The organism is Streptomyces sp. NBC_00328 (assembly GCF_036139655.1).
Taxonomy (GTDB): Bacteria; Actinomycetota; Actinomycetes; order Streptomycetales; family Streptomycetaceae; genus Streptomyces.
This window is the reverse complement of the sequence record NZ_CP108013.1, coordinates 4,101,272-4,127,506: the sequence shown is the minus strand read 5'-3', so window position 1 is coordinate 4,127,506 and position 26,235 is coordinate 4,101,272. Positions and strand designations below refer to the sequence as shown.

23 protein-coding genes and 1 tRNA gene are annotated in these 26,235 nt (G+C 72.1%); 16 read left to right on the top strand and 8 right to left on the bottom strand.

Translation table 11 applies throughout. The annotated features are described in order from the left end of the window. Positions 1–150: 150 nt before the first annotated feature. Positions 151–432, top strand: coding sequence for an HU family DNA-binding protein (locus OG485_RS18060; RefSeq protein WP_037619258.1), 282 nt, complete (start codon positions 151–153; stop codon positions 430–432). Between the two features lie 125 nt (positions 433–557). Here the strand turns inward: OG485_RS18060 and murA are convergent, their stop codons facing one another. Next, on the bottom strand, positions 558–1,898 hold the full coding sequence (gene murA, locus OG485_RS18055; RefSeq protein ID WP_261708947.1) for a UDP-N-acetylglucosamine 1-carboxyvinyltransferase: 1,341 nt from the start codon (positions 1,896–1,898) through the stop codon (positions 558–560). Between the two features lie 281 nt (positions 1,899–2,179). Between murA and OG485_RS18050 the strand changes: the two genes are divergently transcribed. From OG485_RS18050 to OG485_RS18015, 8 genes are all read left to right on the top strand, one after another. Further along, complete coding sequence (locus tag OG485_RS18050) at positions 2,180–2,752, top strand: YqgE/AlgH family protein (protein WP_328451933.1); 573 nt, start codon at positions 2,180–2,182, stop codon at positions 2,750–2,752. An 85-nt stretch (positions 2,753–2,837) separates the two neighbouring features. After that, positions 2,838–3,134 carry a DUF3039 domain-containing protein gene (locus OG485_RS18045; RefSeq protein WP_103554931.1) on the top strand — a complete coding sequence of 99 codons (297 nt, stop codon included), beginning with the start codon at positions 2,838–2,840 and terminating at the stop codon, positions 3,132–3,134. 1,115 nt (positions 3,135–4,249) lie between these two features. Continuing rightward, positions 4,250–5,902, top strand: coding sequence for a beta-N-acetylhexosaminidase (locus OG485_RS18040; protein ID WP_443048719.1), 1,653 nt, complete (start codon positions 4,250–4,252; stop codon positions 5,900–5,902). Between the two features lie 281 nt (positions 5,903–6,183). Then, positions 6,184–7,077, top strand: a complete 894-nt coding sequence (locus tag OG485_RS18035) for an FAD binding domain-containing protein (RefSeq protein WP_328669374.1) — start codon at positions 6,184–6,186, stop codon at positions 7,075–7,077. Next, positions 7,074–8,531, top strand: coding sequence for a 2Fe-2S iron-sulfur cluster-binding protein (locus tag OG485_RS18030; protein WP_328669373.1), 1,458 nt, complete (start codon positions 7,074–7,076; stop codon positions 8,529–8,531). Before OG485_RS18035 ends, OG485_RS18030 begins: the two co-directional genes overlap by 4 nt. Then, entirely contained in the window at positions 8,528–10,834 is a 2,307-nt protein-coding gene (locus tag OG485_RS18025; RefSeq protein ID WP_328669372.1) for a xanthine dehydrogenase family protein molybdopterin-binding subunit, read from the top strand. The genes OG485_RS18030 and OG485_RS18025 overlap by 4 nt, the downstream gene beginning before the upstream one ends. Continuing rightward, entirely contained in the window at positions 10,831–11,019 is a 189-nt protein-coding gene (locus tag OG485_RS18020) for a hypothetical protein (protein ID WP_326787479.1), read from the top strand. Before OG485_RS18025 ends, OG485_RS18020 begins: the two co-directional genes overlap by 4 nt. Positions 11,020–11,192: 173 nt before the next feature. Beyond that, a complete protein-coding gene (locus OG485_RS18015; protein WP_328669371.1) occupies positions 11,193–12,359 on the top strand; it encodes an SUKH-4 family immunity protein in 1,167 nt (388 codons plus the stop codon). A gap of 85 nt (positions 12,360–12,444) precedes the next feature. Here the strand turns inward: OG485_RS18015 and OG485_RS18010 are convergent. Beyond that, a tRNA-Cys gene (locus OG485_RS18010) sits at positions 12,445–12,519 on the bottom strand. 248 nt (positions 12,520–12,767) lie between these two features. Between OG485_RS18010 and OG485_RS18005 the strand changes: the two genes are divergently transcribed. The 6 genes from OG485_RS18005 (at position 12,768) to OG485_RS17980 (ending at position 18,925) form a co-directional block, all read left to right on the top strand. Then, complete coding sequence (locus tag OG485_RS18005) at positions 12,768–14,219, top strand: MFS transporter (protein WP_328669370.1); 1,452 nt, start codon at positions 12,768–12,770, stop codon at positions 14,217–14,219. 45 nt (positions 14,220–14,264) lie between these two features. Further along, the gene (locus OG485_RS18000; RefSeq protein WP_328674528.1) at positions 14,265–14,462 is read left to right on the top strand and encodes a CopG family transcriptional regulator; all 198 of its coding nucleotides are present in this window, start codon (positions 14,265–14,267) and stop codon (positions 14,460–14,462) included. Continuing rightward, positions 14,463–14,849, top strand: coding sequence for a type II toxin-antitoxin system death-on-curing family toxin (locus OG485_RS17995; protein ID WP_328669369.1), 387 nt, complete (start codon positions 14,463–14,465; stop codon positions 14,847–14,849). A 176-nt stretch (positions 14,850–15,025) separates the two neighbouring features. Next, the gene (locus tag OG485_RS17990; RefSeq protein ID WP_328669368.1) at positions 15,026–16,828 is read left to right on the top strand and encodes a DEAD/DEAH box helicase; all 1,803 of its coding nucleotides are present in this window, start codon (positions 15,026–15,028) and stop codon (positions 16,826–16,828) included. 511 nt (positions 16,829–17,339) lie between these two features. After that, on the top strand, positions 17,340–17,981 hold the full coding sequence (locus OG485_RS17985) for an IclR family transcriptional regulator (RefSeq protein ID WP_326787483.1): 642 nt from the start codon (positions 17,340–17,342) through the stop codon (positions 17,979–17,981). Between the two features lie 155 nt (positions 17,982–18,136). Next, positions 18,137–18,925 (top strand): YlbL family protein, encoded by a 789-nt coding sequence (locus OG485_RS17980; protein WP_328669367.1) that lies wholly within the window; start codon positions 18,137–18,139, stop codon positions 18,923–18,925. 46 nt (positions 18,926–18,971) lie between these two features. Here the strand turns inward: OG485_RS17980 and OG485_RS17975 are convergent, their stop codons facing one another. From OG485_RS17975 to OG485_RS17955, 5 genes are read right to left on the bottom strand one after another with little or no spacing between them, the layout of a single operon-like run. Continuing rightward, a complete protein-coding gene (locus tag OG485_RS17975; RefSeq protein WP_328669366.1) occupies positions 18,972–19,940 on the bottom strand; it encodes a glycine betaine ABC transporter substrate-binding protein in 969 nt (322 codons plus the stop codon). Next, positions 19,937–20,803, bottom strand: a complete 867-nt coding sequence (locus tag OG485_RS17970; RefSeq protein ID WP_328669365.1) for an ABC transporter permease — start codon at positions 20,801–20,803, stop codon at positions 19,937–19,939. Before OG485_RS17970 ends, OG485_RS17975 begins: the two co-directional genes overlap by 4 nt. Then, positions 20,800–22,131, bottom strand: coding sequence for a betaine/proline/choline family ABC transporter ATP-binding protein (locus tag OG485_RS17965; protein WP_328669364.1), 1,332 nt, complete (start codon positions 22,129–22,131; stop codon positions 20,800–20,802). The genes OG485_RS17970 and OG485_RS17965 overlap by 4 nt, the downstream gene beginning before the upstream one ends. Further along, complete coding sequence (locus OG485_RS17960) at positions 22,124–22,771, bottom strand: ABC transporter permease (RefSeq protein WP_328669363.1); 648 nt, start codon at positions 22,769–22,771, stop codon at positions 22,124–22,126. Before OG485_RS17960 ends, OG485_RS17965 begins: the two co-directional genes overlap by 8 nt. A gap of 21 nt (positions 22,772–22,792) precedes the next feature. Further along, positions 22,793–23,263, bottom strand: a complete 471-nt coding sequence (locus tag OG485_RS17955) for an Lrp/AsnC family transcriptional regulator (RefSeq protein WP_328669362.1) — start codon at positions 23,261–23,263, stop codon at positions 22,793–22,795. A 122-nt stretch (positions 23,264–23,385) separates the two neighbouring features. Here OG485_RS17955 and hppD point away from each other — a divergent pair, with 122 nt between their 5' ends. Beyond that, positions 23,386–24,531, top strand: coding sequence for a 4-hydroxyphenylpyruvate dioxygenase (hppD, locus tag OG485_RS17950; RefSeq protein WP_328669361.1), 1,146 nt, complete (start codon positions 23,386–23,388; stop codon positions 24,529–24,531). A 139-nt stretch (positions 24,532–24,670) separates the two neighbouring features. Here hppD and OG485_RS17945 read toward each other — a convergent pair whose 3' ends face one another. Next, positions 24,671–26,221 (bottom strand): tetratricopeptide repeat protein, encoded by a 1,551-nt coding sequence (locus OG485_RS17945; protein ID WP_328669360.1) that lies wholly within the window; start codon positions 26,219–26,221, stop codon positions 24,671–24,673. Between the last annotated feature and the right edge of the window lie 14 nt (positions 26,222–26,235).

Genomic DNA, 26,235 nt, shown 5'->3' with positions numbered 1-26,235 from the left:
GCAGGATGCGTCTTCGGGCGCGACGGTCTGGCCACGGACCCGGGTCCGGGAGCCGACCGAGGACCCTGGCAGCATCGGCTTCACTGTGCCCGATATGCGGCTCCGCCGCCTGGCACGCCTCAACAGCAAGAAGAACACGGGAGTAACAACATGAACCGCAGTGAGCTGGTGGCCGCGCTGGCCGACCGCGCCGAGGTGACCCGCAAGGACGCCGACGCCGTTCTGGCCGCTTTCGCCGAGACCGTCGGCGAGATCGTCGCCAAGGGCGACGAGAAGGTGACCATCCCCGGCTTCCTGACCTTCGAGCGCACCCACCGTGCCGCTCGCACCGCGCGCAACCCGCAGACCGGCGACCCGATCCAGATCCCGGCCGGCTTCAGCGTGAAGGTCTCCGCGGGCAGCAAGCTCAAGGAAGCCGCCAAGGGCAACTAGTCCTGGCGCCGGTACGTTCCCCGCGGACGCGGGACGCGGGACGCGTACAAGGCCGGCAACGTCAATGGGGCGGCCCCTTTCAGGGGGGCCGCCCCATCGTCGTAGGCGGATCGGTCCGCCGCGTCCTAGCCCAGCGCCTTGCCCGGCAGTTCGACCTTCGCGCCGAGCTCGACGAGCTTCTCCATGAAGTTCTCGTAGCCGCGGTTGATGAGCTCGATGCCGTGGACGCGGGACGTGCCCTGCGCCGCCAGCGCCGCGATCAGGTACGAGAAGCCGCCGCGCAGGTCGGGGATGACCAGGTCGGCGCCCTGGAGCTTCGTCGGGCCCGAAACGACCGCGGAGTGCAGGAAGTTGCGCTGGCCGAAGCGGCAGACGGAGCCGCCGAGGCACTCGCGGTAGAGCTGGATGTGCGCGCCCATCTGGTTCAGCGCGGACGTGAAGCCCAGCCGGGACTCGTACACCGTCTCGTGGATGATCGACAGGCCGGTGGCCTGCGTCAGGGCCACGACCAGCGGCTGCTGCCAGTCGGTCTGGAAGCCGGGGTGGACGTCCGTCTCCAGGGCGATGGACTTGAGCTGCGAGCCCGGGTGCCAGAAGCGGATGCCCTCGTCGTCGATCTCGAAGGCACCGCCCACCTTGCGGTAGGTGTTCAGGAACGTCATCATCGACCGCTGCTGGGCGCCGCGGACGTAGATGTTGCCCTCGGTCGCCAGCGCCGCGGAAGCCCAGGAGGCGGCCTCCAGGCGGTCCGGGAGCGCCGCGTGGGTGTAACCGCCGAGCGAGTCCACACCGGTGATGCGGATCGTCCGGTCGGTGTCCATCGCGATGATGGCGCCCATCTTCTGAAGGACGCAGATCAGGTCCTCGATCTCCGGCTCCACGGCCGCGTTCGAGAGCTCCGTGACACCCTCCGCGAGGACCGCGGTCAGCAGCACCTGCTCGGTCGCGCCCACGGACGGGTACGGAAGCTGGATCTTGGTGCCGCGCAGCCGCTGCGGGGCCTCCAGGTACTGGCCGTCCTCCCGCTTCTCGATCTTCGCGCCGAACTGCCGCAGCACCTCGAAGTGGAAGTCGATCGGCCGGCCGCCGATGTCGCAGCCGCCGAGGCCCGGGATGAACGCGTGGCCCAGCCGGTGCAGCAGCGGGCCGCAGAAGAGGATCGGGATGCGCGACGAGCCCGCGTGGGCGTCGATGTCGGCGACGTTCGCGCTCTCGACGTGCGAGGGATCGAGGATCAGCTCACCGGGCTCCTCACCCGGGCGGACGGTCACACCGTGCAACTGCAGCAGCCCGCGTACGACACGGACGTCGCGGATGTCGGGGACATTGCGCAGCCGGCTCGGCCCGCTGCCCAGCAGGGCGGCGACCATGGCCTTCGGCACGAGGTTCTTCGCACCGCGGACACGGATCTCGCCCTCAAGCGGGGTTCCGCCATGGACAAGCAGGACATCGTCGTTGACGGTCATGTATCTCGCGTTCCGATGAGTTGGGCAGGTGTGGGTCGTCGGCAGGCCGGTCGTACGGGAGCCGAACAGCAAGGGTAATGGCCGCCCGCCCCGGCGTAGTAAGCCCGAGGAGGACTCAGCTCGGTCATAGCTTGGCCACAACACGAGCCGTTCCGCGCCGGGCACACGGGGTCACCGTCGCGGGTGTGCGCGGGCAACGCTTCGTTGCGCCCTGAGCTGCATTCACTCCCGTACGCGCATTGGCTCCCCACATGAAGGGAATGTGCGGGATCATGTCTGGCATGACCGAGGTGTCCTCGCTCACAGGGCGGCTGCTCGTGGCCACGCCCGCCCTGGCGGACCCGAACTTCGACCGCGCGGTGGTGCTGCTCCTCGACCACGACGAGGAGGGCTCCCTCGGTGTCGTCCTCAACCGCCCGACCCCGGTGGGTGTCGGCGACATCCTGGAGAACTGGGCCGGTCTGGCCGGGGAACCGGGTGTCGTCTTCCAGGGCGGCCCCGTCTCGCTGGACTCCGCGCTGGGGGTGGCGGTCATCCCGGGCGGCATGGCGGGGGAGCGCGCGCCCCTCGGCTGGCGGCGGGTGCACGGCGCGATCGGTCTGGTCGACCTGGAGGCCCCGCCCGAGCTTCTGGCCTCGGCCCTCGGCTCCCTGCGCATCTTCGCCGGGTACGCGGGCTGGGGACCGGGCCAGCTGGAGAACGAACTGGTCGACGGCGCCTGGTACGTCGTCGAGTCCGAGCCCGGGGACGTCTCCTCCCCGTCGCCGGAGCGCCTGTGGCGCGAGGTCCTGCGCCGTCAGCGCAGCGAACTGGCGATGGTCGCGACCTACCCCGACGACCCCTCCCTCAACTGACCGGCGCACCGGCCCCGAGCCGTGCGCCCAAGGCGCGCGACCCTTCTCTCAACTGATGGGTGCGAGCCCCAGTACCCTTGGCTTCATGAGCACTCTTGAGCCTGAGACCCAGCCCCAGCGAGGCACGGGGACGGGGACCCTCGTAGAGCCGACGCCGCAGGTGTCGCACGGTGACGGGGACCACGAGCGCTTCGCCCATTACGTCCAGAAGGACAAGATCATGGCGAGCGCGCTGGACGGCACGCCCGTGGTGGCGCTGTGCGGCAAGGTGTGGGTGCCGGGCCGCGACCCGAAGAAGTACCCCGTGTGTCCCATGTGCAAGGAGATCTTCGAGTCCATGGGCGCCGGCGGCGACCAGGGCAAGGGCGGCGACAAGAAGTAGCGCCGGGACTCCGCCCCCGGCGCGGTACACGCCGCGCAGACCGACCACGGCCGCGACGCCCCCGGCGAGGGGCGCCGCGGCCGTGTCGTGTCCGGCTCCGGCTCCGGGTTCCGGGAATGTGCCGCGGGTGGGGGCGGCCGTGCCGTGTCCGGGGTGGGGCTGCGTCGTGTCCGGGCGGGCGGTTTTTCACAGTGTCCCGTGATCACAGAGTGGTGTAGACCTCTTGTGAGCGGGGCCCCGAACTCCTTAGCCTCCGGAGTGTTGTGCGATGCGAAACCGTCATTGCGCGCACTGCAACGCGCTCCGGAGGACACCGATGAAGTCCAGTGCCCCCTCACCGTCGTGGCCGGGACGGTGACCACCTTCCCGTCCGCCGGCCCGCGCCGCCCTCCCGCGGGCCGGCGGCGCGGGGTCCGCCGCGTCCCCGCCCCGGAGACCGCGGCCCCGCGGGTCTTTCCCGCGTGCCACGCGTCACGGCGTCACGGGGTGGCGGGAATTCGCCCGCCAGTTCTTCGGACGGCTTCTCGCTGCGGCCTGCGTCGCGTTCGGCCCCGCGCTCGGCGGATTCATTCCGGCGGCCGTGCGGGAATCATTCCGCCGCCGATTTCGGGCCACCTCGCCGATCATGTTCCCGGCTGCCCGGACGAGGTCCGCCGAGGTTCCGGCGGACCTGGCTTCCGCTTCCCGCGGGACTTCGGCCGGCCGAACGCGACGAGTTCGAGGACCCTGCCGTGCGCGGCCCGCCCGCGGCCCTTCGCGACCCCGATGCCACGCGGTTTCACCGAGGCCGTCGCGGATGCGCGGAAGGCGGCCGTGAACCCGGCGGAGCGCGCCGCACACGATTTCCCCGGCGGCTCCCTTTCGTGGCCGCCTTCCCCTGTCTCACGGCCGCCGGGACGTTTTCCGGCGCACGCCGGCGGCGAAGGGTTCGCCTTCCCCGGTCCCTTCTCCCCGGCGCCGTCGCGCGCGGCCCGAGGGGATGCCCTCACCCGCCGGGCGCGAGCCGGAGAGCCCGACCGGACGGTATGGCGGCCGTCTCCGATCTTCTTCGTGCGCGAACCCCGGAGACCCGTCTCCGGCCCCTGTGGCGGAAATGGACTGAAGGACGGATGGACATGATGGATACGGGCCTGATTCCCGCGCCCCTCGTCGTCGACGGCGCCGCGCACGGGCGGTTCGCACTGGACGCGGACACCGTCCTGTGGGCCGCGCCCGGCACGGACAGCACCGGACGCTGGCTCGGCTCGACGCTCGGCGCCGCACTCGCACTGCCCCTGCGACCTGGGCCGCAGGACGCCCCGCGCGCCGTACGCCTCCTCCTCGACAGCACCCTGGGGCCGGAGGCGTACCGGCTCGCCGTCGGCGGCGACGGTGTCGAGATCCGCGGCGGCGACGCGGCCGGGGTCTTCTGGGGCGCCCAGACACTGCGTCAGCTGCTCGGTCCCGACGCTTTCCGCCGGGCCCCGGTCCATCCGCGGACGGCGTACGAAATCGAGCACGGCACCATCGAGGACGCGCCCCGATTCCGCTGGCGCGGTCTGATGCTCGACGTCGCCCGGCACTTCATGCCCAAGGAAGGCGTCCTGCGCTACCTCGATCTGCTGGCCGCGCACAAACTCAACGTCTTCCACTTCCATCTCACCGACGATCAAGGGTGGCGTGTTCAGATCAATCGCTACCCGAAGCTGACGGAGATCGGTTCCTGGCGGGCCCGCACCAAATTCGGCCACCGGGCCTCGCCGTTGTGGGAGGAGAAGCCGCACGGAGGCTTCTACACCCAGGACGACATCCGGGAGATCGTCGCGTACGCGGCCGAGCGGCATATCGCCGTCGTCCCCGAAATCGACATCCCCGGCCACTCGCAGGCGGCCATCGCCGCGTATCCGGAACTGGGCAACACCGACGTCATCGACACGACCTCCCTGACCGTCTGGGACGACTGGGGCGTCTCCAAAAACGTACTCGCTCCCACCGACAACACCCTGCGCTTCTACGAGGGGGTCTTCGAGGAACTCCTCGACCTGTTCCCGGCGGACCCCGCCCGCTTCCCGGAGTTCTCCGGTTTCTTCCACATCGGGGGCGACGAGTGCGCCAAGGACCAGTGGAAGCAGTCGCCCACGGCACAGGCGCGCATCGGGGAACTCGGGCTCGCCGACGAGGACGGGCTGCAGGCCTGGTTCATCCGGCACTTCGACAACTGGCTGTCCGCGCGAGGACGTCGGCTGATCGGCTGGGACGAGATCCTGGAGGGCGGTCTCGCGCCGGGCGCCGCGGTGTCGTCGTGGCGCGGCTACCAGGGCGGCGTCACGGCCGCGCGCGCGGGCCACGACGTGGTCATGTGCCCCGAGCAGCACGTCTACCTGGACTACCGTCAGGCCGCGGGCGAGGACGAACCGGTGCCGATCGCCTATGTGCGCACCCTGGAGGACGTCTACCGCTTCGAGCCCGTTCCGCCGCAGCTCACCGAGGCGGAGTCGCGGCACGTGCTGGGCACGCAGGCCAACCTGTGGACCGAGGTGATGGAGGACCGCACGCGCGTGGACTACCAGGCGTTCCCGAGGCTCGCCGCCTTCGCCGAGGTCGCCTGGAGCCGTCTGCCGGCCCCCGCGGAACGGGACTTCGCCGCCTTCGAGCGGCGGATGAACGCCCACTACGGGCGGCTCGACGCCCTCGGCGTGGCCTACCGCGCACCCTCGGGTCCGCGGCCGTGGCAGCGGCGGCCGGGGGTGCTCGGACGCCCGATCGAGGGTCCGCCCCCGAAGGTGTGAGACCGCTCACGGTCGCCCGGCTCCCTCCGCGGTGCCCCGGAGCCTTTGCACCGCAAGGAAAAAAGGCCCCCAAGGGCCACCGAAGAGTGATAATCGGCTCCCACCGGTGATGCCGTGCGAAAACAGGCCACATCCCTGGTGAGACGGGCGAATGCCTCCTAGCGGACCCCTGCGTCGAGGGCCCGGGAAGATGTGCCAGAGTTGCCACGTCCGCCCTGTCAGCACGTACCGTACGGCAGCACAGGTGGGACCAGGTGGGGCAGCGGGAAGGGGCAATCGGTTTGACCACGCACGCACCGCGGACGGCGCAGGCCGTGACGCTGCCCGTCTCGCTGGACGAGGCGGTGGCGGCACTGTCCGCCATGCCCACGGCCGTTCCGGTCGCGGGCGGCACGGACCTCATGGCCGCGGTCAACTCCGGGCAGCTCAGGCCGGCCGCGCTCGTCGGCCTCGGCCGGATCACCGAGATCCGCGGCTGGCAGTACCAGGACGGCCACGCGCTGCTCGGCGCGGGTCTCACGCACGCCCGCATGGGCCGCCCCGACTTCGCCGCGCTGATCCCGGCGCTCGCGGCCGCCGCGCGGGCGGCCGGACCGCCGCAGATCCGCAACGCGGGCACCCTCGGCGGCAACATCGCCACGGCCGCGCCCACGGGCGACGCCCTGCCCGTACTGGCCGCCCTCGAGGCCACGCTGATCATCGCGGGGCCGGGCGGAGCCCGCCGCGAGATCCCCGTGTCGCACCTGCTCGCCGGCGTGGACATGCTCCGCGGCGGAGAACTCATCGGCTATGTGCGCGTGCCGCTGCTGCACGCCCCCCAGGTCTTCCTGAAGGCCACCGGCCGCACCGGACCCGGGCGCGCCATCGCCTCCGTGGCGGTCGTCCTCGACCCGGCCCGGCGCGGCGTCCGCTGCGCCGTCGGCGCCATAGCGCCCATGCCGCTGCGACCGCTGGACGCCGAGGCCTGGGTGGCCCAGCTCATCGACTGGGACAACAACCGCGCGATCGTCCCGGAGGCGCTGACCGCGTTCGGCGAGTACGTGGCCGCGGCCTGCATCCCGGACCCCGTCCCCGCCGAGGACGGAACCTTCACACCGCTTCCGCCCGCCGTACTGCACCTGCGGCGCACCGTTGCCGCGCTGGCCCGACGAGCACTTGGAAGGGCACTGTCGTGACCGACGACCAGCACGAAGAGGGCGCGTCGCGCGGCCGGAGCCGCTGGGACCCGCTGCCCCAGGGCGATTACGACGACGGGGCCACCGCCTTCGTCAAACTCCCCGAGGGGGGCATCGAGGCCCTCCTCGCCGCCCGGGAACCGCTCGCCGCGCCCGGACACGGCTATGTGCCCCCGCAGATCAACGTGACCCCCGCCCCGCCCGCGGCGGCGGACCCGGACACCGGCGGAACCTGGGCCGGCCAGGGCCGCGACACGCAGTGGCCGGATCCCGACGCCGCGCAGCCGCGGGGCGGCGCCCACGACGACCGGTTCACGTACCACCCCGGGTCCACCGGGCAGTGGCAGTTCGACGACGGCGCGGGACAGGGCCTGCCGCAGGGCCCCGGACACGACGTGACCGGGCAGTGGTCCATCCCCCTGGCCGCAGGCGACCTCCCGGACGAATCGGGCGAGTTCACCACGTCGGCGCTCGTCGAGCAGTGGGGCGGCACACCGCCCCCCACGCTCCCCGGCGGCGCGGCCGCGCCCTGGGCCGGCGAGATCGGGCAGCCCTGGACCGCCGACCCGCGCGAAGCGGCCGCTGAGGCCCTCGCCGGGCCCGCGGGGCAGTCGGGGGCCGAATCGCCCGCGCGGGCCGCCCAGGGGCCCGCACAGTCCGCCCATGAGGCCACCGAGTTCGCCGCCGGCCCCGGTCCGGTGACCGCGGGGACACACGGGGTGGCCGAGCCGGATCCGGCGCACGAGGCCGCCGTGACGGACGACGAGACACCGGACGAGGACCTCCCGGCCCCGGCCGGACACGACGATCACCCCCTCGCCTCCTACGTCCTGCGCGTCAACGGCGCCGACCGGCCGGTCACGGACGCCTGGGTCGGCGAGTCGCTGCTCTACGTACTGCGCGAGCGGCTCGGCCTCGCGGGCGCCAAGGACGGCTGCTCGCAGGGCGAGTGCGGCGCCTGCAACGTCCAGGTGGACGGCCGGCTCGTGGCGTCCTGCCTGGTGCCCGGAGTCACCGCCGCCGGCAGCGAGGTGCGCACCGTCGAGGGCCTGGCCGCCGACGGACAGTCCTCCGACGTCCAGCGGGCGCTGGCCAAGTGCGGTGCCGTGCAGTGCGGCTTCTGCGTCCCGGGCATGGCGATGACCCTGCACGACCTGCTGGAGGGCAACCCCGCGCCGACCGAGCTGGAGACCCGCCAGGCCCTGTGCGGCAACCTGTGCCGCTGCTCCGGCTACCGCGGTGTCCTGGACGCCGTGCGCGAGGTCGTCGCCGAACGCGAGGCGCACTCCGCCGCCGCGGCCGAGGCCGCCCCCGAGACGGACGCGGCCCGCATCCCGCACCAGGCCGGACCCGGTGCCGGCGGCATCCACCCGTCCGCGTACGAGGACGGCGCCGCCTACGGTTCACCGGCACAGCACGAACAGCCGTACGGCCAGGACGGAGGCCAGGCGTGACCAACCAAGCCGCGACCGCGACACCGGCGGCGCCCGAGACGGGCCCCGAGCCCCTGCCGCACGGGCTGGGCGTCTCGCTGCCCGCCGCCGACGACCGCGCCAAGACCGAGGGCACGTTCCCCTACGCCGCCGACCTGTGGGCCGAGGGCCTGCTGTGGGCCGCCGTGCTCCGCTCGCCGCACCCGCACGCCCGCATCGTGTCCATCGACACCAGCCACGCGCGCGAGATGCCCGGCGTACGCGCCGTCATCACCCACGAGGACGTGCCCGGCACCCCGCTGCACGGCCGCGGCAGAGCCGACCGTCCGGTGTTCGCCTCCGACGTCGTACGCCACCACGGTGAGCCCATCGCGGCCGTCGCCGCCGACCACCCGGACACCGCGCGGATGGCCGCCGCCGCCGTCATCGTCGAGTACGAGGTCCTCGACCCGGTCACCGACCCGGAGTACGCCTTCGAGGCCGAACCGCTGCACCCCGACGGCAACCTGATCCGGCACATCCCGCTGCGCCACGGCGACCCGGACGCCGTCGGCGAGGTCGTCGTCGAGGGCCAGTACCGCATCGGCCGCCAGGACCCCGCCCCCATCGGCGCCGAGGCCGGACTCGCCGTGCCCCGCCCCGACGGCGGCGTCGAGCTCTACATCGCCTCCACCGACCCGCACAGCGACCGCGACGCGGCCGCCGCCTGCTACGGCCTCGAACCCGCGCGCGTGAAGGTCGTCGTCACGGGTGTCCCCGGAGCCACCGCCGACCGCGAGGACCAGGGCTTCCAGCTCGCGCTCGGCCTGCTCGCCCTGGCAACCGGCTGCCCGGTGAAACTCACCGCCACGCGCGAGGAGTCCTTCCTCGGCCACTCCCACCGGCACCCGACCCTGCTGCGCTACCGGCACCACGCCGACGCCGAGGGCAACCTGGTCAAGGTCGAGGCGCAGATCCTGCTCGACGCGGGCGCCTACGCCGACACCTCCGGCGAGTCGCTGGCCGCCGCGGTCTCCTTCGCCTGCGGCCCGTACGTCGTCCCGAACGCCTTCATCGAGGGCTGGGCCGTCCGCACCAACAACCCGCCCTCGGGCCATGTGCGCGGCGAGGGCGCCCTCCAGGTCTGCGCCGCCTACGAGGCCCAGATGGACAAGCTGGCGAAGAAGCTCGGCGTCGACCCCGCCGAACTGCGCCTGCGCAACGCCATGGCCACCGGCGACGTCCTGCCGACCGGCCAGACGGTGACCTGCCCGGCGCCCGTCGCCGAACTGCTCCAGGCCGTACGCGACTACCCGCTGCCGGCCCTCCCCAAGGACACGCCCGAGGACGAGTGGCTGCTGCCCGGCGGCCCCGAGGGCGCGGGCGAACCCGGTGCCGTGCGCCGCGGTGTCGGCTACGGACTCGGCATGGTGCACATGCTCGGCGCCGAGGGCGCCGACGAGGTCTCGACGGCCACCGTGAAGGTCCACGACGGCGTCGCCACCGTGCTCTGCGCGGCCGTGGAGACCGGCCAGGGCTTCACCACACTGGCCCGCCAGATCGTCCAGGAGACCCTCGGCATCGACGAGGTGCACGTGGCCCCGGTCGACACCGACCAGCCGCCGGCCGGTCCGAGCTGCCGGGGCCGGCACACCTGGGTGTCCGGCGGAGCGGTGGAGCGCGCGGCCAAGATGGTCCGCACGCAGTTGCTCCAGCCCCTGGCGCACAAGTTCGGCATGTCCACCGAACTGCTCCAGATCACCGACGGCAAGATCACGTCGTACGACGGGGTCCTGTCGACCACGGTCACCGAGGCGATGGACGGCAAGGAGCTGTGGGCGACCGCGCAGTGCCGCCCGCATCCGACCGAACCGCTGGACGAGGCCGGCCAGGGCGACGCCTTCGTGGGCCTCGCCTTCTGCGCCATCCGCGCGGTGGTCGACGTCGACATCGAGCTGGGCTCGGTACGGGTCGTGGAGCTGGCGCTCGCCCAGGACGTCGGCCGGATCCTCAACCCGGCACAGCTCAGGGCCCGCATCGAGGCGGGCGTCACCCAGGGTGTGGGCGCCGCGCTGACCGAGAACCTGCGGACCAACCGCGGCCTGGTCCGCCACCCCGACCTCACCGGCTACGCCCTGCCGACCGCTCTGGACACGCCCGAGATCCGCATCGTCAAGCTGGTCGAGGAGCGCGACGTCGTCGCCCCCTTCGGCGCCAAGGCGGTCAGCGCGGTGCCGGTCGTGACCTCGCCGGCGGCCATCGCCTCCGCCGTACGGGCGGCCACCGGCCGGCCCGTCAACCGTCTGCCGATCCGCCCGCAGGCGGCCGTGGTGACGGCCTCGTGACCGAGCGGGAGGAGCCGTCCGGCGAACCCTCGCCGGACGGCTCCGCCCCGCCGCTCCTCCCCGGCGCCGAGACCGGGCAGCCGCGGTACGAACCCCCGCCCAGCGTGGGGAAACTGCTGGTCTGGGTGCTGCTGTTCGTGCTGGCGGCCGTGGTCGTCGTCCTGGGCGGCGTCTACCTCACCTGACGCCCGCCGGCACCTGAGCGGACGGTTCCGCATCCGCGCACGGCCCCTTCCGGCGCGTCCCTGGCGTTGTCAGTGGGGCGGCGTATCGTTCTGGCTCGATGGGGAACTGCCGTGGAACCACCGGCCGTTCCCTCCCGGGGGAAGCACGGAGCGTTCACATGCGCGGGGGAGCCATGAGTACGACTGACACCGAGGTCGGCGGCGCGATCACGCTGACCGGCGACGAGCTGGATCCGTTCGTCACGCACCCGGGCACCCGGGACCGGCTCACCGGTCCCGGACTGCCCCCGGGCGGCGCGCTGCTCGCCTTCGGCGCCCTGCGCGAGCACGGCCTGCGCACGGTCGCCGACCTGGCGGGCGACGCCGACAAGCTCGCCGGGGAACTGCGCGACCAGCTCGTCATCGGGGCGCTGCGCAGCCTCGACCGGGACCTGGAGTCGATCGTGCTGGACGGGACGACGGGCGAGGTCTCCTCGGCGTACGTCCGGCCGAACCCCGTCCACCTGGACCTCTCGCCCCTGGCTCCCTCCCTGGACGCCCTGCTGCGCTTCGCGGCGGCCACCGAGGAACTGACCCTGTCCCGCGGCCGCTCCGGCCCGTTCGGCCCGAAGGCGGTCGCGCAGGTGTCGGACCGGCTGAGCGCCGTCTTCGAGAGCACCACCGGTGAGGACGTGCCGCCGTACTGGCGGATGGCCGCCCTGATCCGCCCGCTCGCCCGGATCGCCGGACCCGGTGACGGGCTCGTCCTCGGCCTGCCGAAACGGCTGCTGGACGAGGAGTTCGGCGCGGGCGTGATCATGCGCTTCGAGGACGTCGACTTCCCGCCCGCCCTGACGCACGAGCCGACCCGCCGCTTCCTGCGGGAGTCGGGCCTGCCCGAGGACGGATTCCTCTTCCAGCTCGACACCGAGATGCCGCTTCCGGCCCTCACCGAGTACTACGCGGACGAGCGCCCCGAGGAGTTCCCGGCCGGCCTGCTCCCGGCCGCCGCCGACCGCCTGATACGCCTCGGCCGCCTCCTGGAGGACACGAGCCTGGTGGTGGACGGCGCCACGGGCGCCGTGCTCGCCTGGAGCGAGCCGGACCTGACCCTGCGCCCGCTGAACGCGGACATCTCCACGCTGGCCTTCACCCTCTGGCTCCTGCACCGCGAGAGGTCCGTGGACGCGGCCCACCACCTCAGCGACTCCTACGAGCAGCTCGCCGCCACCCTGACCCAGACGCTCGCCACCGTCGATCCCGGCGCCTGCGACCGCACACCGGCCCACCCGGGCGACGACGGCCGCCGCCACTGGCCGGAGATATTCGAGGACCGGTCGGTCGGCATGCTGTACGCGTAGCGGCCCCGGCGGGCCCGACCGCTGACGGAAACGGCCGCACCGAAGCAGAAACGGCCGCCCCGGAACGGGACGGCCGACCTCTGCATGGAGACCGTGGCGGGATTCGAACCCACGTAACTCGAGTTGCAGTCGAGCCCCTGAACCACTCGGGCACACGGTCGTTCTCAGGTGCGGCACGGCTCACTCGTTCCGAACCTGATGGGAAGACCGTAGGCGGGGTGCCGGAAGGGGCTCAAGGGTTCCGGGGTGGCTGCAACGCGACTGCCACACGCCGTTCACGAACGCGGCGCGAGCCGCCGGGAACAGGCCGCGGGACGGCCCGGGGGAGTGGTCCTAGGTCCAAAGGACTGCTTGATCACCGCCCACCGACAGGAGTCAAGGACAGGTGCGCACCTTACGCTGACCGGCATGACAGCAGTGGAAGTGAGCGAGGTCGCGACGGTTTCGCCCGACGGCGACGGCGACGGCGGGGTCGGCGGGGTGCTCAGCCGGGCCCACCGGGCGCTCACCGTCGGGATCGTGTCCGTGGTGCTGGTCATCGCGTTCGAGGCGACGGCCGTGGGCACGGCGATGCCCGTCGCCGCGCGGGACCTCGACGGGGTCGCCCTGTACGCGTTCGCGTTCTCGGGCTACTTCACGACGAGCCTGTTCGGGATGGTGTTCGCCGGGCAGCTGTCCGACCGCGACGGGCCGCTGACCTCGCTGGCCTCGGGCATCGGCGCGTTCGCGGCGGGACTGCTGCTGTCCGGGACGGCCGGCGGGATGTGGATGTTCATCCTCGGGCGGGCCGTCCAGGGACTGGGCGGCGGTCTCGTCATCGTCGCGCTGTACGTCGTGGTCGGGCGGGCCTACCCGCAGCGGCTGCGGCCCGCGATCATGGCCGCGTTCGCGGCGGCCTGGGTGGTGCCGTCCGTGGTCGGACCGCTCGCCGCGGGCGCGGTCACCGAGCACCTCGGCTGGCGCTGGGTGTTCATCGGGATCCCGGCGCTGGTCGGTGTTCCGCTCGCGCTCGCGCTGCCGCAGATACGGCGGCGGGCGTCAGGGCCCGCCCGGGCGGGCGACCGCGCGCCGCTGGACCGGCGGCGCATCCGGCTGGCGTTCGGGATCGCGCTGGGCGCGGGGCTGCTCCAGTACGCGGCCCAGGATCTGCGCCCGCTCTCCCTCGTACCCGCCGCGGCCGGTGCCGCGCTGCTCGTCCCGGCCGTGCGCGGGCTGCTGCCCCGCGGCACCTGCCGGGCGGCCCGCGGGCTGCCCTCCGTGGTGCTGCTGCGCGGGGTCTCCGCCGGTGGCTTCATCGCCGCCGAGTCCTTCGTGCCGCTGATGCTGGTCACCCAGAGGGGACTGTCGCCGACGCTCGCCGGGCTCTCGCTCGCGGCCGGCGGCGGGACCTGGGCGCTGGGTTCCTGGGTGCAGGCGCGGCCGCGCGTGGAGCCGTACCGGGACCGGCTGATGTTTCTCGGCATGCTGCTGGTGGCCGCGGCCGTCGCCGCCGCGCCGAGCGTGCTGATCCCCGCCGTGCCGGTGTGGACCGTCGCCGTCGCCTGGGGGTTCGGCTGCTTCGGCATGGGCCTGGTGCTCGCCTCGACCAGCGTGCTGCTGCTCCAGCTCTCGGCCCCCGAGGAGGCCGGCGCCAACTCGGCCGCCCTTCAGATCTCCGACGCCCTGTCCAACGTGCTGCTGCTCGCCCTCGGCGGAGCCGCCTTCGCGGCCCTGGGCGGCGGCGCGGTCGCCGACGCGGCCGGCGTCGCGGCATCCGGCGCCCACCCCTCCCACCCGGCCGCCTTCGCCGTGGTGTTCCTGCCGATGGCAGGGGTGGCGCTGCTGGGGGCATGGGTGACGACCCGGCTGCGGGAACGATAAGTGGTACTGCTTTGACCCCACTTCCGGTACCGTCGTGGTATGGCTATGAACCTTCGTCTGCGCGACGACCAGCAGGAGGCGCTCAAGCTGCGAGCCGAGGAAGAGGGGCGCAGCATGCACGCCATCGTGCTTCAGGCGATCGACCGGTATCTGGAGCAGGACGCGGACCGGGCCACGGTCCGCCGCCTGGGGGCCAAGTACGCGACGGGCCAGGCCGACCTGCTGCGGAGGCTGGGGGAGTAGATGAAGTACCTCACGGTCCAGGAGGCCCTGGACCTCGCGGAACTGGCGTGCGGGGAGCGGACGCCGGTTGCCGTGCGTGACCTGGGTCTGCTCAGCTCGGCACTGCACCGTCCGCAGTCGCAGATGTTCGGCGTCGAGGCGTACACCGACCTCTTCGAGAAGGCTGCGGCGCTGTTCCAGTCGCTTGCCTCGAACCATCCCCTGGTGGACGGCAACAAGCGCATGGCGTGGATGTGCACCGTCGTCTTCCTCGACTTCAACGGCACCGGGATGCTCGGTGTCGACCAGGACGAGGCGTACAAGCTCGTCATCGAGGTGGCGGCCGGACATCTGGCGGATGTGGCCCTCGTCGCATCGCACTTGAGGGCGTTGCACGAGGCGATGTGACCTCAGTCCCATCCACCGGTGCCCCGGCCTTGTCCGCACCTCGTCGTGAGTCGGGCGCCGGTAGGGTGGCCCGGTTGTCATACGTAGCCGAGCCGCCCGCCCGCCTCCCGTCACGCCACATCTGACGCGCCGCGCGCGGACCCGGACGCTCCCAATCGACACCCAGACCGGAGACCGTGACTACCACCGCCGCCAGCGCCTCCACGCACACCCACCACCTCTCGCCCGCGTTCCCCGGACGAGCCCCCTGGGGTACCGCCAACAAGCTGCGTGCCTGGCAGCAGGGGGCCATGGAGAGGTACATCCAGGAGCAGCCGCGCGACTTCCTCGCCGTAGCCACCCCCGGCGCCGGCAAGACGACGTTCGCCCTGACCCTCGCCTCCTGGCTGCTGCACCACCACGTCGTGCAGCAGGTGACCGTCGTCGCGCCGACCGAGCATCTGAAGAAGCAGTGGGCCGAGGCGGCCGCGCGGGTGGGGATCAAGCTCGATCCCGAGTACAGCGCCGGACCCCTCAGCAAGGAGTACCACGGCGTCGCCGTGACGTACGCCGGTGTCGGTGTGCGGCCGATGCTGCACCGCAACCGCTCCGAGCAGCGCAAGACCCTCGTCATCCTCGACGAGATCCACCACGCCGGAGACAGCAAGTCGTGGGGCGAGGCCTGCCTGGAGGCGTTCGAGCCCGCCACCCGCCGGCTCGCGCTCACCGGTACGCCCTTCAGGTCCGACACCAACCCCATCCCCTTCGTGACGTACGAAGAGGGGAGGGACGGGATCCGGCGCTCGTCGGCCGACTACACGTACGGCTACGGCAACGCCCTGGCCGACCACGTCGTGCGGCCCGTCATCTTCCTCTCCTACAGCGGCAACATGCGCTGGCGCACCAAGGCGGGCGACGAGATCGCCGCCCGGCTCGGCGAGCCGATGACCAAGGACGCCATCAGCCAGGCCTGGCGCACCGCGCTCGACCCGCGCGGCGAGTGGATGCCGAGCGTGCTGCGCGCCGCCGACCAGCGCCTCACCGAGGTGCGCAAGGGCATCCCGGACGCCGGGGCGCTCGTCATCGCCTCGGACCAGGACTCCGCGCGCGCGTACGCCAAGCTGATCCGCGAGATCACCGGCACCAAGGCGACCCTCGTGCTCTCCGACGACACCGGAGCCTCGAAGCGGATCGACGACTTCGCGGCGAGCGAGGACCGGTGGATGGTCGCCGTCCGCATGGTGTCCGAGGGCGTCGACGTGCCCCGCCTGGCCGTCGGCGTGTACGCCACCACCATCTCGACCCCCCTCTTCTTCGCCCAGGCCGTCGGCCGTTTCGTACGGTCCCGCAGGCGCGGCGAGACGGCTTCGGTGTTCCTGCCGACCGTCCCCGACCTCCTCACCTTCGCCAACGAGATGGAGGTCGAGCGCGACCACGCCCTCGACAAGCCCAAGAAGGAGGGCGAGGAGGACCCGTACGCCGAGTCCGAGCAGGAGATGGAGGAGGCGAACAAGGAGCAGGACGAGGACACCGGCGAGCAGGAGCAGTTCTCCTTCGAGGCGCTGGAGTCCGAGGCCGTCTTCGACCGGGTCCTCTACGACGGCGCCGAGTTCGGCATGCAGGCCCACCCGGGAAGCGCGGAGGAGCAGGACTACCTCGGCATCCCCGGGCTCCTCGAACCCGACCAGGTCCAGCTCCTGCTCCAGAAGCGGCAGGCCCGGCAGATCGCGCACAGCCGCAAGAAGCCGGCCGAGGAGGCGGACCTCCTCGAACTTCCCGCCGAGCGCCGCCCCGTCGTCTCCCACAAGGAGATGCTGGAACTGCGCAAGCAGCTCAACACCATGGTCGGCGCGTACGTCCACCAGAGCGGCAAGCCGCACGGCGTGATCCACACCGAGCTGCGCCGCGTCTGCGGCGGTCCGCCGAGCGCGGAGGCCACGGCCGGACAGCTCCGGCAGCGGATCGCCAAGGTCCAGGAGTGGGCCACCCGGATGCGGTGACGTCCGCGCGACGGAGCGTACGGACGCGGTGGTGCCGGAGGGGAACCGGGGAGCGGGCCCGGGGCGTCCCACCGTCGGGACGAGGGGGTGAGCCGATCGCCTCCGCGGCCGGCGGCGGTATGCGGAACCCGTGCGGCGGGCCGCTGAAGCCGTACCGAGGGGGCGTGCCGTGTTCGGACGGGCGCGCGCCGTGGCCCGTGCGCTGTGTATACGAGCGGTGTACGCCGCGTCGCGCGCGCCCCGCGTTCCAGGACAAACGGAATCACTTCGCACCGACGGATGCCCGGATTCTGGACGGAGGCTTCCGCTCAGCGGACCTGCTCGCTACTGTCCGGCTACGCACACGCCCCGTGGCAGCGCCGCCGCGGAGCGCAGCCGTGAAGCGACCGCGGCCCGGGAACAGCCCGGGGCGCCTGCCGACCGGCGGCCCTCTGAAGCGCGTCGCCGACGGGACTCGGTGCCGCATCCGCCGTACGAAGGCCGTCGACCTCACCACTAAGGAGTGGGCGTCGTGACCGCGGAGACCTCTCAGACGCTCGACCGGGGACTGCGGGTCCTCAAGCTGCTCGCCGACACCGATCACGGGCTGACCGTCACCGAGCTCTCGAACAAGCTGGGCGTCAACCGGACCGTGGTGTACCGGCTGCTCGCCACACTGGAGCAGCACGCCCTCGTACGCCGTGATCTGGGCGGCCGTGCCCGGGTCGGACTCGGCGTGCTGCGCCTGGGCCGCCAGGTGCATCCGCTGGTCCGGGAGGCCGCGTTGCCCGCGCTGCGGGCGCTGGCCGAGGACATAGGCGCGACGGCTCATCTGACCCTGGTCGACGGGACGGAGGCGCTCGCCGTCGCGGTCGTCGAGCCGACATGGACGGACTATCACGTCGCCTACCGCGCCGGTTTCCGGCACGCCCTGGACCGGGGGGCCGCGGGCCGCGCGATCCTCGCCGCCCGGCAGGCGCCGGTGGGGGAGCCCGGATACACGCTCACCCATGGAGAGCTGGAGGCCGGAGCGTGCGGGGCCGCGGCGCCACTGGTGGGGGTGACGGGGGTCGAGGGCAGCGTGGGCGTGGTCATGCTGGCGGACGCCGTACCGGAGCGGGTCGGCCCGCGCGTGGTCGACGCGGCCCGTGAGGTGGCGGACGCCCTGCGCTGACCGGGCCCAGGTGGTCGCTCAGGACACGGACCGAAGCCCCGACGGGCCCCGAACCCTTGTGCGGACCCGGTCCGTGACCCCGGGCCCGGGGTCCTGCACGGAGGCCGTGGGACCTGTACGGAGGTTCCGCCGGGTGGTGACGTTAGATTGACCCCGTGCTCTCTCGCCTCACGCGCCCCCAAGCCGTCGCCGTCTGCGCCTTCCCCGTCGTGGCCCTGCTCGCCACGGCGGTGTTCGCGCCGCTGCCGTTCTCCCTGGCGCAGCCCGGTCTGACGGCGAACGTCCTCGGCGAGAACAAGGGCGAGCCGGTGATCACCATCAGCGGGGCGCCCACCCGGAACACCAGCGGACAGCTGCGGATGACGACGATCGAGGCCACCGGCCCGGACGCGAGCGTCTCCCTCGGTGACGTGCTCAGCGCCTGGTTCGCCACGGACAAGGCCGTGATGCCCCGCGACTCGGTGTACCCGAGCGGTGGCAGCGTCAAGGAGATCGAGCAGCACAACGCGAACGAGATGAAGGAGTCCCAGGACAGCGCCACCGAGGCGGCCCTGGGGTATCTGCACGAGAAGGGCGACGTGAAGGTCACGCTCAAGCTCGCCGACGTCGGCGGACCGAGCGCCGGACTGCTCTTCTCGCTCGGGATCGTCGACAAGCTGGACGGCGACGGCAGCGGCGGCGACCTCACGGGCGGCCGGGTCGTCGCGGGTACGGGGACGATAGACCCCGACGGCAAGGTCGGCGCGGTCGGTGGCGTCAGCCTCAAGACGCAGGCGGCCCGCCGTGACGGCGCGACCGTGTTCCTGGTTCCGAAGGCGGAGTGCTCGGACGCGAAGGCGGAACTGCCGAAGGGGCTCCGGCTGATCCCGGTGACCGACCTCGACGGAGCGGTGAACGCCCTGGTGGCCCTGGAGAGGAACAAGGGCTCGGTCCCGAGCTGCTGAGGCCTCCCGGCCGGGGAGGGCGGCCGGCCGACACGGGCCCGCCGGGTCAGTCCTGCTTGACGAAGCCCTCCTGTGTCATCCAGTCCAGCGCCACCTCGTGCGGGTCCTGGCCCTGGACGTCCACCTTCGCGTTCAGGTCCTGTGCCACCGTGTTGTCCAGCTTCTTCGTGACCGGCTCGATGACCTCGGCGATCTGCGGATACTTCTTCAGGGCCTTGGAGTTGATGACGGGCGCGGCGTTGTAGTTGGGGAAGAACTTCTTGTCGTCCTTCATCACCACCAGGTTCATCGACTTGATGCGCCCGTCGGTGGTGAACACCTCCCCGTACGTGCAACTCCCCTTCTGCACCTGGGTGTAGATGATCCCGGTGTCCATCTGCGTGATGTTCTTCGCGGGGATGTCCATCCCGTACGCCTTCTCCATGCCCGGCAGTCCGTCGGCCCGGTTGGCGAACTCGCTCTCCACGCACAGGGTGACGGCGCCCGGGTCCGATTTCGACAGCGCGGCCACCTCGGACAGCGTCGTGGTGCCGTACTTCTTGAAGTTGGCCTGGTTCATGGCGAGCGCGTAGGTGTTGTTGAGGGCGGACGGCGGCAGCCAGGTGACCCCGTTCTTCGGGTCGGCGTCGTGCACGGCCTGCCACTGCTTCTGCGGGTCCGGGATCGGCTCGCTGTTGCCGAGATAGGTGATCCACGCGGTGCCCGTGTACTCGTACATGGCGTCCGCGTCACCGTTCTTGATGGCCTCGCGCGCGCCGATCGACCCCTGGATTCCGGTGCGGTCGATCACCTTCGCGCCCGCCCCCTGGAACGCGATGCCCATGATCGCGCCGAGGATCAGCTGCTCGGTGAACTCCTTCGACGCCACCGTGAGGGTGGCGCCCTTCAGCGGCTCACCCTGCCCGATGGACCCGGGCTCGAGATTGTCGGTCATGGGGGAGCCGCTGGTCAGCCCGCACGCGGACGCCAGAACGAGGACGGCGGCCAGGGCCGCGTGGGCGCGCGCCCCTCTCATGTCCCCACCTCCAGCCCGCGCGGCCTCAGCAGCAGTTCCGCCAGCGACGCCAGCCAGTCGACAAGCAGCGCGAGGGCGACGGTGAGGATGGCGCCGAGGACGAGGACCGGCATGCGCTGGGTGGTGATGCCCGTGGTGATCAGGACGCCGAGGCCACCGCCTCCGCCGAACGTGGCGAGGGTCGCGGTGCCCACGTTCAGGACGAGCGCCGTACGGACGCCGGCGAGGATCAGCGGTACGGCCAGCGGCAGTTCCACCCGGGTGAGCACGCCCGGCGGTGACATGCCGATGCCGCGCGCCGCCTCCAGCAGGGTCGGGTCGTTGGCCTTCAGCCCGGCGATCGTGTTGGACAGGACCGGCAGGATCGCGTAGATCGTGATGCCGATCAGGGCCGACTTCTCGCCGGTGCCGAGCCAGATCACGAGCAGGGCCAGCAGGCCGATCGCCGGGGTCGCCTGCCCCATGTTGGCGACCGTCATCGCGATCGGCGTCAGCTTCCTGAAGGCCTTGCGGGTCAGCAGGATGCCCAGCGGAATGGCGATGATCAGCACGAAGAACGTGGAGATCACCGTCAGCTGGATGTGCTGCCACAGGGCCTTGGACACCTGGCCGTTGGACAGGGCGTTCTTGGAGATCGCGTCGAGGTCGGCCTGCTGGAACCAGATCCAGGTGGCCAGCAGCAGGGCGATCAGTACGGCGGGCAGGAAGGTCAGCTTCTGCCAGCTGATCCGCCGCCCCGGGGGCGCGTGCGGCGGATCAGCCTCCCGCTCGCCCGTGCCGTCCCCCTCGCTGTCGTCTCGGAAGGCCACCCCCTTGACCTCGTGCTCGCCCTCGGGACGCCGGGCCGCGGGCGGCGTGCTCACGCTTTCGCCCCCTCGCCGTCGACGCCCTCCTGCTCGAACTGTGTCTGATGGGCGCGCGCCTCCTCCAGTTCGTGCTGGTGCTCCAGCGCCTCCAGCCGGTCGGCCTCCAGGAGTTCGTGCACGGAGTTCATCAGGGTCTCCATGTCGACCACCCCGGTGTACTCGCCGCGCCGCCCGGTCACCGGAACCCGGCCCGAGTTGTCCGTGAGCACCGCCTCCAGGGCGTCCCGCAGGGTGGCGTCCCTGGTCACCGTGTCGTGCACCAGCGTGCCCGCCCGCGCGAGCGAGCCCTTGGCCCGCATCAGATCGCCGCGCCGCAGCCACTTGTAGGGGCGGCGCCGCCTGTCGAGCAGCAGGATCTCGTTCGTGCCGCTGGAACGGAGCTTGCCGAAGATCTCCTGGAGGGGATCGTCGACGGTGACCGTCGGACAGCCGCTGATCTCCACATCCCGTACGCGGCTGAGGTTGAGCCGCTTCAGCGCGGCGCCCGCGCCCACGAACCCCGACACGAAGTCGTCGGCCGGGTTGGTGAGGATCGCCTCCGGGGTGTCGAACTGCGCGATGTGCGAGTGCTCGCGCAGCACCGCGATCCGGTCGCCCAGCTTGATGGCCTCGTCGAAGTCGTGCGTCACGAAGACGATCGTCTTGTGCAGCTCGTGCTGGAGCCGGATCAGCTCGTCCTGGAGATGGTCGCGGGTGATCGGGTCCACCGCTCCGAACGGCTCGTCCATGAGCAGGACGGGCGGGTCCGCGGCCAGCGCCCGCGCCACCCCCACGCGCTGCTGCTGACCGCCGGAGAGCCCGCGCGGATAGCGGCCCTGGAACTCGCCCGGGTCGAGCCCGACCAGGTCCAGCATCTCCTCGACCCGCGCCTTGATCCGGGCCTTCGGCCAGCCGGTCATCTTCGGCACGAGCGCGATGTTCTGGGCGACCGTCATGTGCGGGAAGAGGCCGGACGACTGGATGGCGTACCCGACCTTGCGGCGCAGCTTCACCGGGTCCATGTCGGTGACGTCCTCGCCGCCGATCCGGATGCGGCCGCCGCTCGGCTCGATCAGCCGGTTGATCATCTTCAGGGTGGTCGACTTGCCGCAGCCGGACGGGCCGACGAAGACGACGAGCTCCCCCGCCTTGATCTCCATGTTGACGCTGTCGACGGCGGCGTCGCGGCTGCCGGGGTAGCGCTTGGTGAGGTTCTCCAGCTCGATGGTGGCGCCCGTGGTGGACGAGGTGCTCCCGCGCGCGCCGCCGCCGTCCTCGCCGTCCGGCGCACCGGCGGGGCCCCCGGCGTCCGCGGGGCCCTCCGAGGTCTCTGCGGTCTCAGGCACGGATCCCCCTCGGGATGGTCAGCCGGCCGAGCAGGACGTAGGCGGCGTCGAAGAGCAGCGCGAGGATGATGATCCCGACCGTGCCCGCGAGCACCTGGTTGAGCGCGTTCTTGCTGCCCAGCGAGCTGATGCCGCGGAAGATCTCGTTGCCGAGGCCGGGCCCGGAGGCGTAGGCCGCGATGGCCGCGATGCCCATCAGCATCTGGGTGGAGATCCGGATACCGGTCAGGATCGGAGGCCAGGCCAGCGGCAGTTCGACCCGTATCAGGCGCGACGTCCGCGACATGCCGATACCCCTGGCCGCGTCCACCAGCGAGGGATCGACACCGCGCAGGCCGACGATCGAGTTGCGCACGATCGGCAGCAGCCCGTACAGCGTCAGGGCGATCACGGTCGGCGGGACGCCGAGGCCCACGATCGGGATCAGCAGACCGATCATGGCCAGCGAGGGAATGGTCAGAATGGCGGACGTCGTCGTGGTGGCGAGGTTGCCCGCCCAGTCGCTGCGGTAGGTGACGACGCCGGTCAGTACGCCGATGACGGTCGCCACGACCATGCACTGGAAGACCGCGCTGGCGTGTTGGTAGGCGTCCGTGAGGAGCTGTTCGTGGCGGCTGCCCAGGTACTGCCAGAAGTTCACGCCATCACCCCGCTCCTCGGTTCAGCGCTCGGCCGCCGCCTGTTCCACGAGCGGGATGATCCGCAGTGGGACCGGGTTCTCCATGACGATGGCCGTGGACGCCCGGACGATGCCATCAAAACCGACAACCCGGTCGATCACCCGTTGGAGATCGGCGTTCGAACGGGCCACCAGCCGGCACAGCATGTCCCCGCTGCCGGTCGTCGTGTGCAGCTCCAGCACCTCGGGCACGGTCGTCAAGTGGGCGCGTACGTCCGCCCCTTGACCCTGCCGGATCTGGAGCGTGGCGAACGCCGTGACCGGATAGCCGAGCGCCGCCGGGTCGACCTGCGGACCGAAGCCCCGGATGACTCCGTTCGACTGAAGACGGTCCAGCCGGGCCTGCACCGTCCCCCGTGCGACCCCCAGCCGCCGCGACATCTCCAGGACCCCGATACGCGGCTCCTTCGCCAGCAGCAACAGCAGCCGCCCGTCCAGATGATCGATCGCCATGCGGGCCTCCGAGATGGTCATCATGTACAGAAAGCCCGCTGGTCCGGGTCTTTCACTGCACACATTGTTCAGTCGACAGGCGAACTATTGCGCACCTTGCGGAACGGAGGGAGCCTGCGGCCATGACGCAGACCACACACCACACTCCCGACACCGCCCGGCAGGCCGATCCCTTCCCGGTCAAGGGAATGGACGCGGTCGTCTTCGCCGTCGGCAACGCCAAGCAGGCCGCCCACTACTACTCCACGGCCTTCGGCATGCGGCTCGTCGCGTACTCCGGACCGGAGAACGGCAGCCGCGAGACGGCGTCGTACGTCCTCGAGAACGGCTCGGCGCGCTTCGTGTTCACCTCGGTGATCAAGCCCGCCACCACCTGGGGCCACTTCCTGGCCGAACACGTGGCCGAGCACGGCGACGGCGTCGTCGACCTGGCCATCGAGGTCCCCGACGCGCGCGCCGCCCACGCGTACGCCGTCGAGCACGGCGCCCGCTCGATCGCCGAGCCGTACGAGATGAAGGACGAGAACGGCACGGTCGTCCTCGCCGTCATCGCGACGTACGGCAAGACCCGCCACACGCTCATCGAGCGGTCCGGCTACGACGGCCCCTACCTGCCCGGGTACGTGGCCGCCGCCCCGATCGTCGAGCCGCCCGCCAAGCGCACCTTCCAGGCCATCGACCACTGCGTCGGCAACGTCGAGCTCGGCCGGATGAACGAGTGGGTCGCCTTCTACAACAAGGTCATGGGCTTCACGAACATGAAGGAGTTCGTGGGCGACGACATCGCGACCGAGTACAGCGCGCTGATGTCGAAGGTCGTCGCCGACGGCACGCTCAAGGTCAAGTTCCCGATCAACGAGCCCGCCATCGCCAAGAAGAAGTCCCAGATCGACGAGTACCTGGAGTTCTACGGCGGCGCGGGTGTCCAGCACATCGCGCTGAACACGAACGACATCGTCGCGACCGTGCGGGCCATGCGCGCGGCCGGTGTCCAGTTCCTCGACACCCCCGACTCCTACTACGACACGCTCGGCGAGTGGGCCGGCGACACCCGCGTCCCCGTCGACACCCTGCGCGAGCTGAAGATCCTCGTCGACCGCGACGAGGACGGCTATCTGCTCCAGATCTTCACCAAGCCGGTCCAGGACCGTCCGACCGTCTTCTTCGAGATGATCGAGCGGCACGGCTCGATGGGCTTCGGCAAGGGCAACTTCAAGGCCCTCTTCGAGGCGATCGAGCGCGAGCAGGAGAAGCGCGGCAACCTCTGAGGCCTCGGACGGGCCTTCCTCGAAGGCCCGTCGGGTCCATGTGTCCGGGGGACGCCGCATCGGCGTCCCCCGGACACGTTTTTCGTACCGGTGCTCTTCGTGCCGGTGCTCTTGATACCGGTGCTTTTCATGCGGGTGTTCAGCGCGCCGGGGCCTGCCCCGGGGCGGCCGGCGGCGCCTCCGTGTCCTCGTCCCCCGACTCCTCCGCCGGGCCCCCGGCAGGCGGCTCGCCCAGCGCGGTCAGCGCCTCCCGGGCCGCGGGCACCAGCAGCGGCGAGAAGTAGGGATTGATCCGCAACGCCTCGGTGAGGTGACGGCGGGCCGGACCGGACAGCCCCAGATCACGCTCGATCTGCCCCCGGTGGTACGCGTACAGCGCGCTGCGCACACCGCCCCCGTGCTCCTTGTCCGTGGCCCGCACGGCGAAGCCGAGCGCCTCCTGGTCGTCCCCGGCGTGGTGCAGCGCCCAGCCCAGCGCGTCCGCCACCGCGATGCCCGGCCGCCGCTGCCACGCGGCGCGCAGCTCCTTCACCGCGGCCCGCGGGTCGCCGTGATCCGCCTCGAAGAGCCCGAGGACCGGCTCGTCGTCCACACCCGCGGCACCGTCCCGCCGCACCAGGTCCCGCAGCAGGCCGTACTGCGCGCGCGCCTCCGTGCCGCGCCCGAGCTTGTCGTACAGCTCACCCAGCTCCAGCGCGTAACGCAGCACGGGCCGCTCGGCGAGCGCCGCCCGGTACGCGCGCAGCGCCTGAGGCACGCGCCCCAGCGCCGCCAGCGCGCGCCCCTGCCCGGCCAGGGCGTCGTACGCGTCGGCGTCGGTGCTCACCGCGGCCCGGTAGTGATCCAGGGACTCCTGGCGGTCGCCGCGTTCCCACGCCAGGTCTCCGCCCTGCGTGAGGAAGGCCGCCTGCTCGGACGGGGTGGCCGCGCCCGCCGCCGCGTCCGAGATCGCCGCCGCCGCGTCCTCGCGCCGCCCACGGTCCCGGTACACGCGCGACGCGACGGCCTGCGCCGCCGGCCCGGACCGCAGGGCCAGCAGCTTGCCGAGAGCACGGTCCACGGCCTTGTAGTCACCGAGCCCGTTGTACGCGTCGATGAGCGCCGGGTACGTCGTCCACCGCTTCGGCGCCGCCTTCGAGGCGGCCTCGCCCCACCGCTTCGCGGCCCGGAAGTCGCCCCGCGCGCCCGCGAGGGAGGCGAGCCCCTCCAGCGCCGCCGCGTTGTCCGCGGGCCGCAGCCTCAGCGAGGTGCGCAGCGCGTTCTCGGCCTTCGGGTAGAACGCGTCCGCCGCCGTCCGCCGCGCCCGCTCCGTGTACGCGACACCCAGCACGGCCCACGACACGTCGTCGCGCGGACGGGCCCGCACCCGGGACTCGCGGTCGTCGATGAGCGCGCCGAGATCGGACAGCGCCGCGGGCGCCCCGGCTCCCACCGCGCTCACCGCCCGCGCCGCCGCACCCGGGGCAGGCCGCGGTGCCCCGCCCCAGCCCGCCGAGGGCAGCAGCACCAGCACACCGCCGAGCACGGCACAGCCGGCGGCCGCCGCGATCAGCGGACGCCGGCCGAGCGGGGAGCGGCGCGCGCCGGAGAGCTCCTCGGACCGCGCGCCGACGGGCTCCTCGGTCCCCGGACCGCCGGGCACCGGGTGCCCGGATCCGGGCGGCACCGGCTGTCGCTCTTCGATCTCCATGCCGTTCACTGTGC

Coding starts and splice junctions, on each gene's coding strand:
- OG485_RS18005 (WP_328669370.1), top strand. CDS start 12,768: ATGACAGCAGTGGAAGTGAGCGAGGTCGCGACGGTTTCGCCCGACGGC.
- OG485_RS18045 (WP_103554931.1), top strand. CDS start 2,838: ATGAGCACTCTTGAGCCTGAGACCCAGCCCCAGCGAGGCACGGGGACG.
- OG485_RS18000 (WP_328674528.1), top strand. CDS start 14,265: ATGAACCTTCGTCTGCGCGACGACCAGCAGGAGGCGCTCAAGCTGCGA.
- OG485_RS17995 (WP_328669369.1), top strand. CDS start 14,463: ATGAAGTACCTCACGGTCCAGGAGGCCCTGGACCTCGCGGAACTGGCG.
- OG485_RS18050 (WP_328451933.1), top strand. CDS start 2,180: ATGACCGAGGTGTCCTCGCTCACAGGGCGGCTGCTCGTGGCCACGCCC.
- murA (WP_261708947.1), bottom strand. CDS start 1,898: ATGACCGTCAACGACGATGTCCTGCTTGTCCATGGCGGAACCCCGCTT.
- OG485_RS18060 (WP_037619258.1), top strand. CDS start 151: ATGAACCGCAGTGAGCTGGTGGCCGCGCTGGCCGACCGCGCCGAGGTG.
- OG485_RS18040 (WP_443048719.1), top strand. CDS start 4,250: ATGATGGATACGGGCCTGATTCCCGCGCCCCTCGTCGTCGACGGCGCC.
- OG485_RS17975 (WP_328669366.1), bottom strand. CDS start 19,940: ATGAGAGGGGCGCGCGCCCACGCGGCCCTGGCCGCCGTCCTCGTTCTG.
- hppD (WP_328669361.1), top strand. CDS start 23,386: ATGACGCAGACCACACACCACACTCCCGACACCGCCCGGCAGGCCGAT.
- OG485_RS17945 (WP_328669360.1), bottom strand. CDS start 26,221: ATGGAGATCGAAGAGCGACAGCCGGTGCCGCCCGGATCCGGGCACCCG.
- OG485_RS17955 (WP_328669362.1), bottom strand. CDS start 23,263: ATGGCGATCGATCATCTGGACGGGCGGCTGCTGTTGCTGCTGGCGAAG.
- OG485_RS18015 (WP_328669371.1), top strand. CDS start 11,193: ATGAGTACGACTGACACCGAGGTCGGCGGCGCGATCACGCTGACCGGC.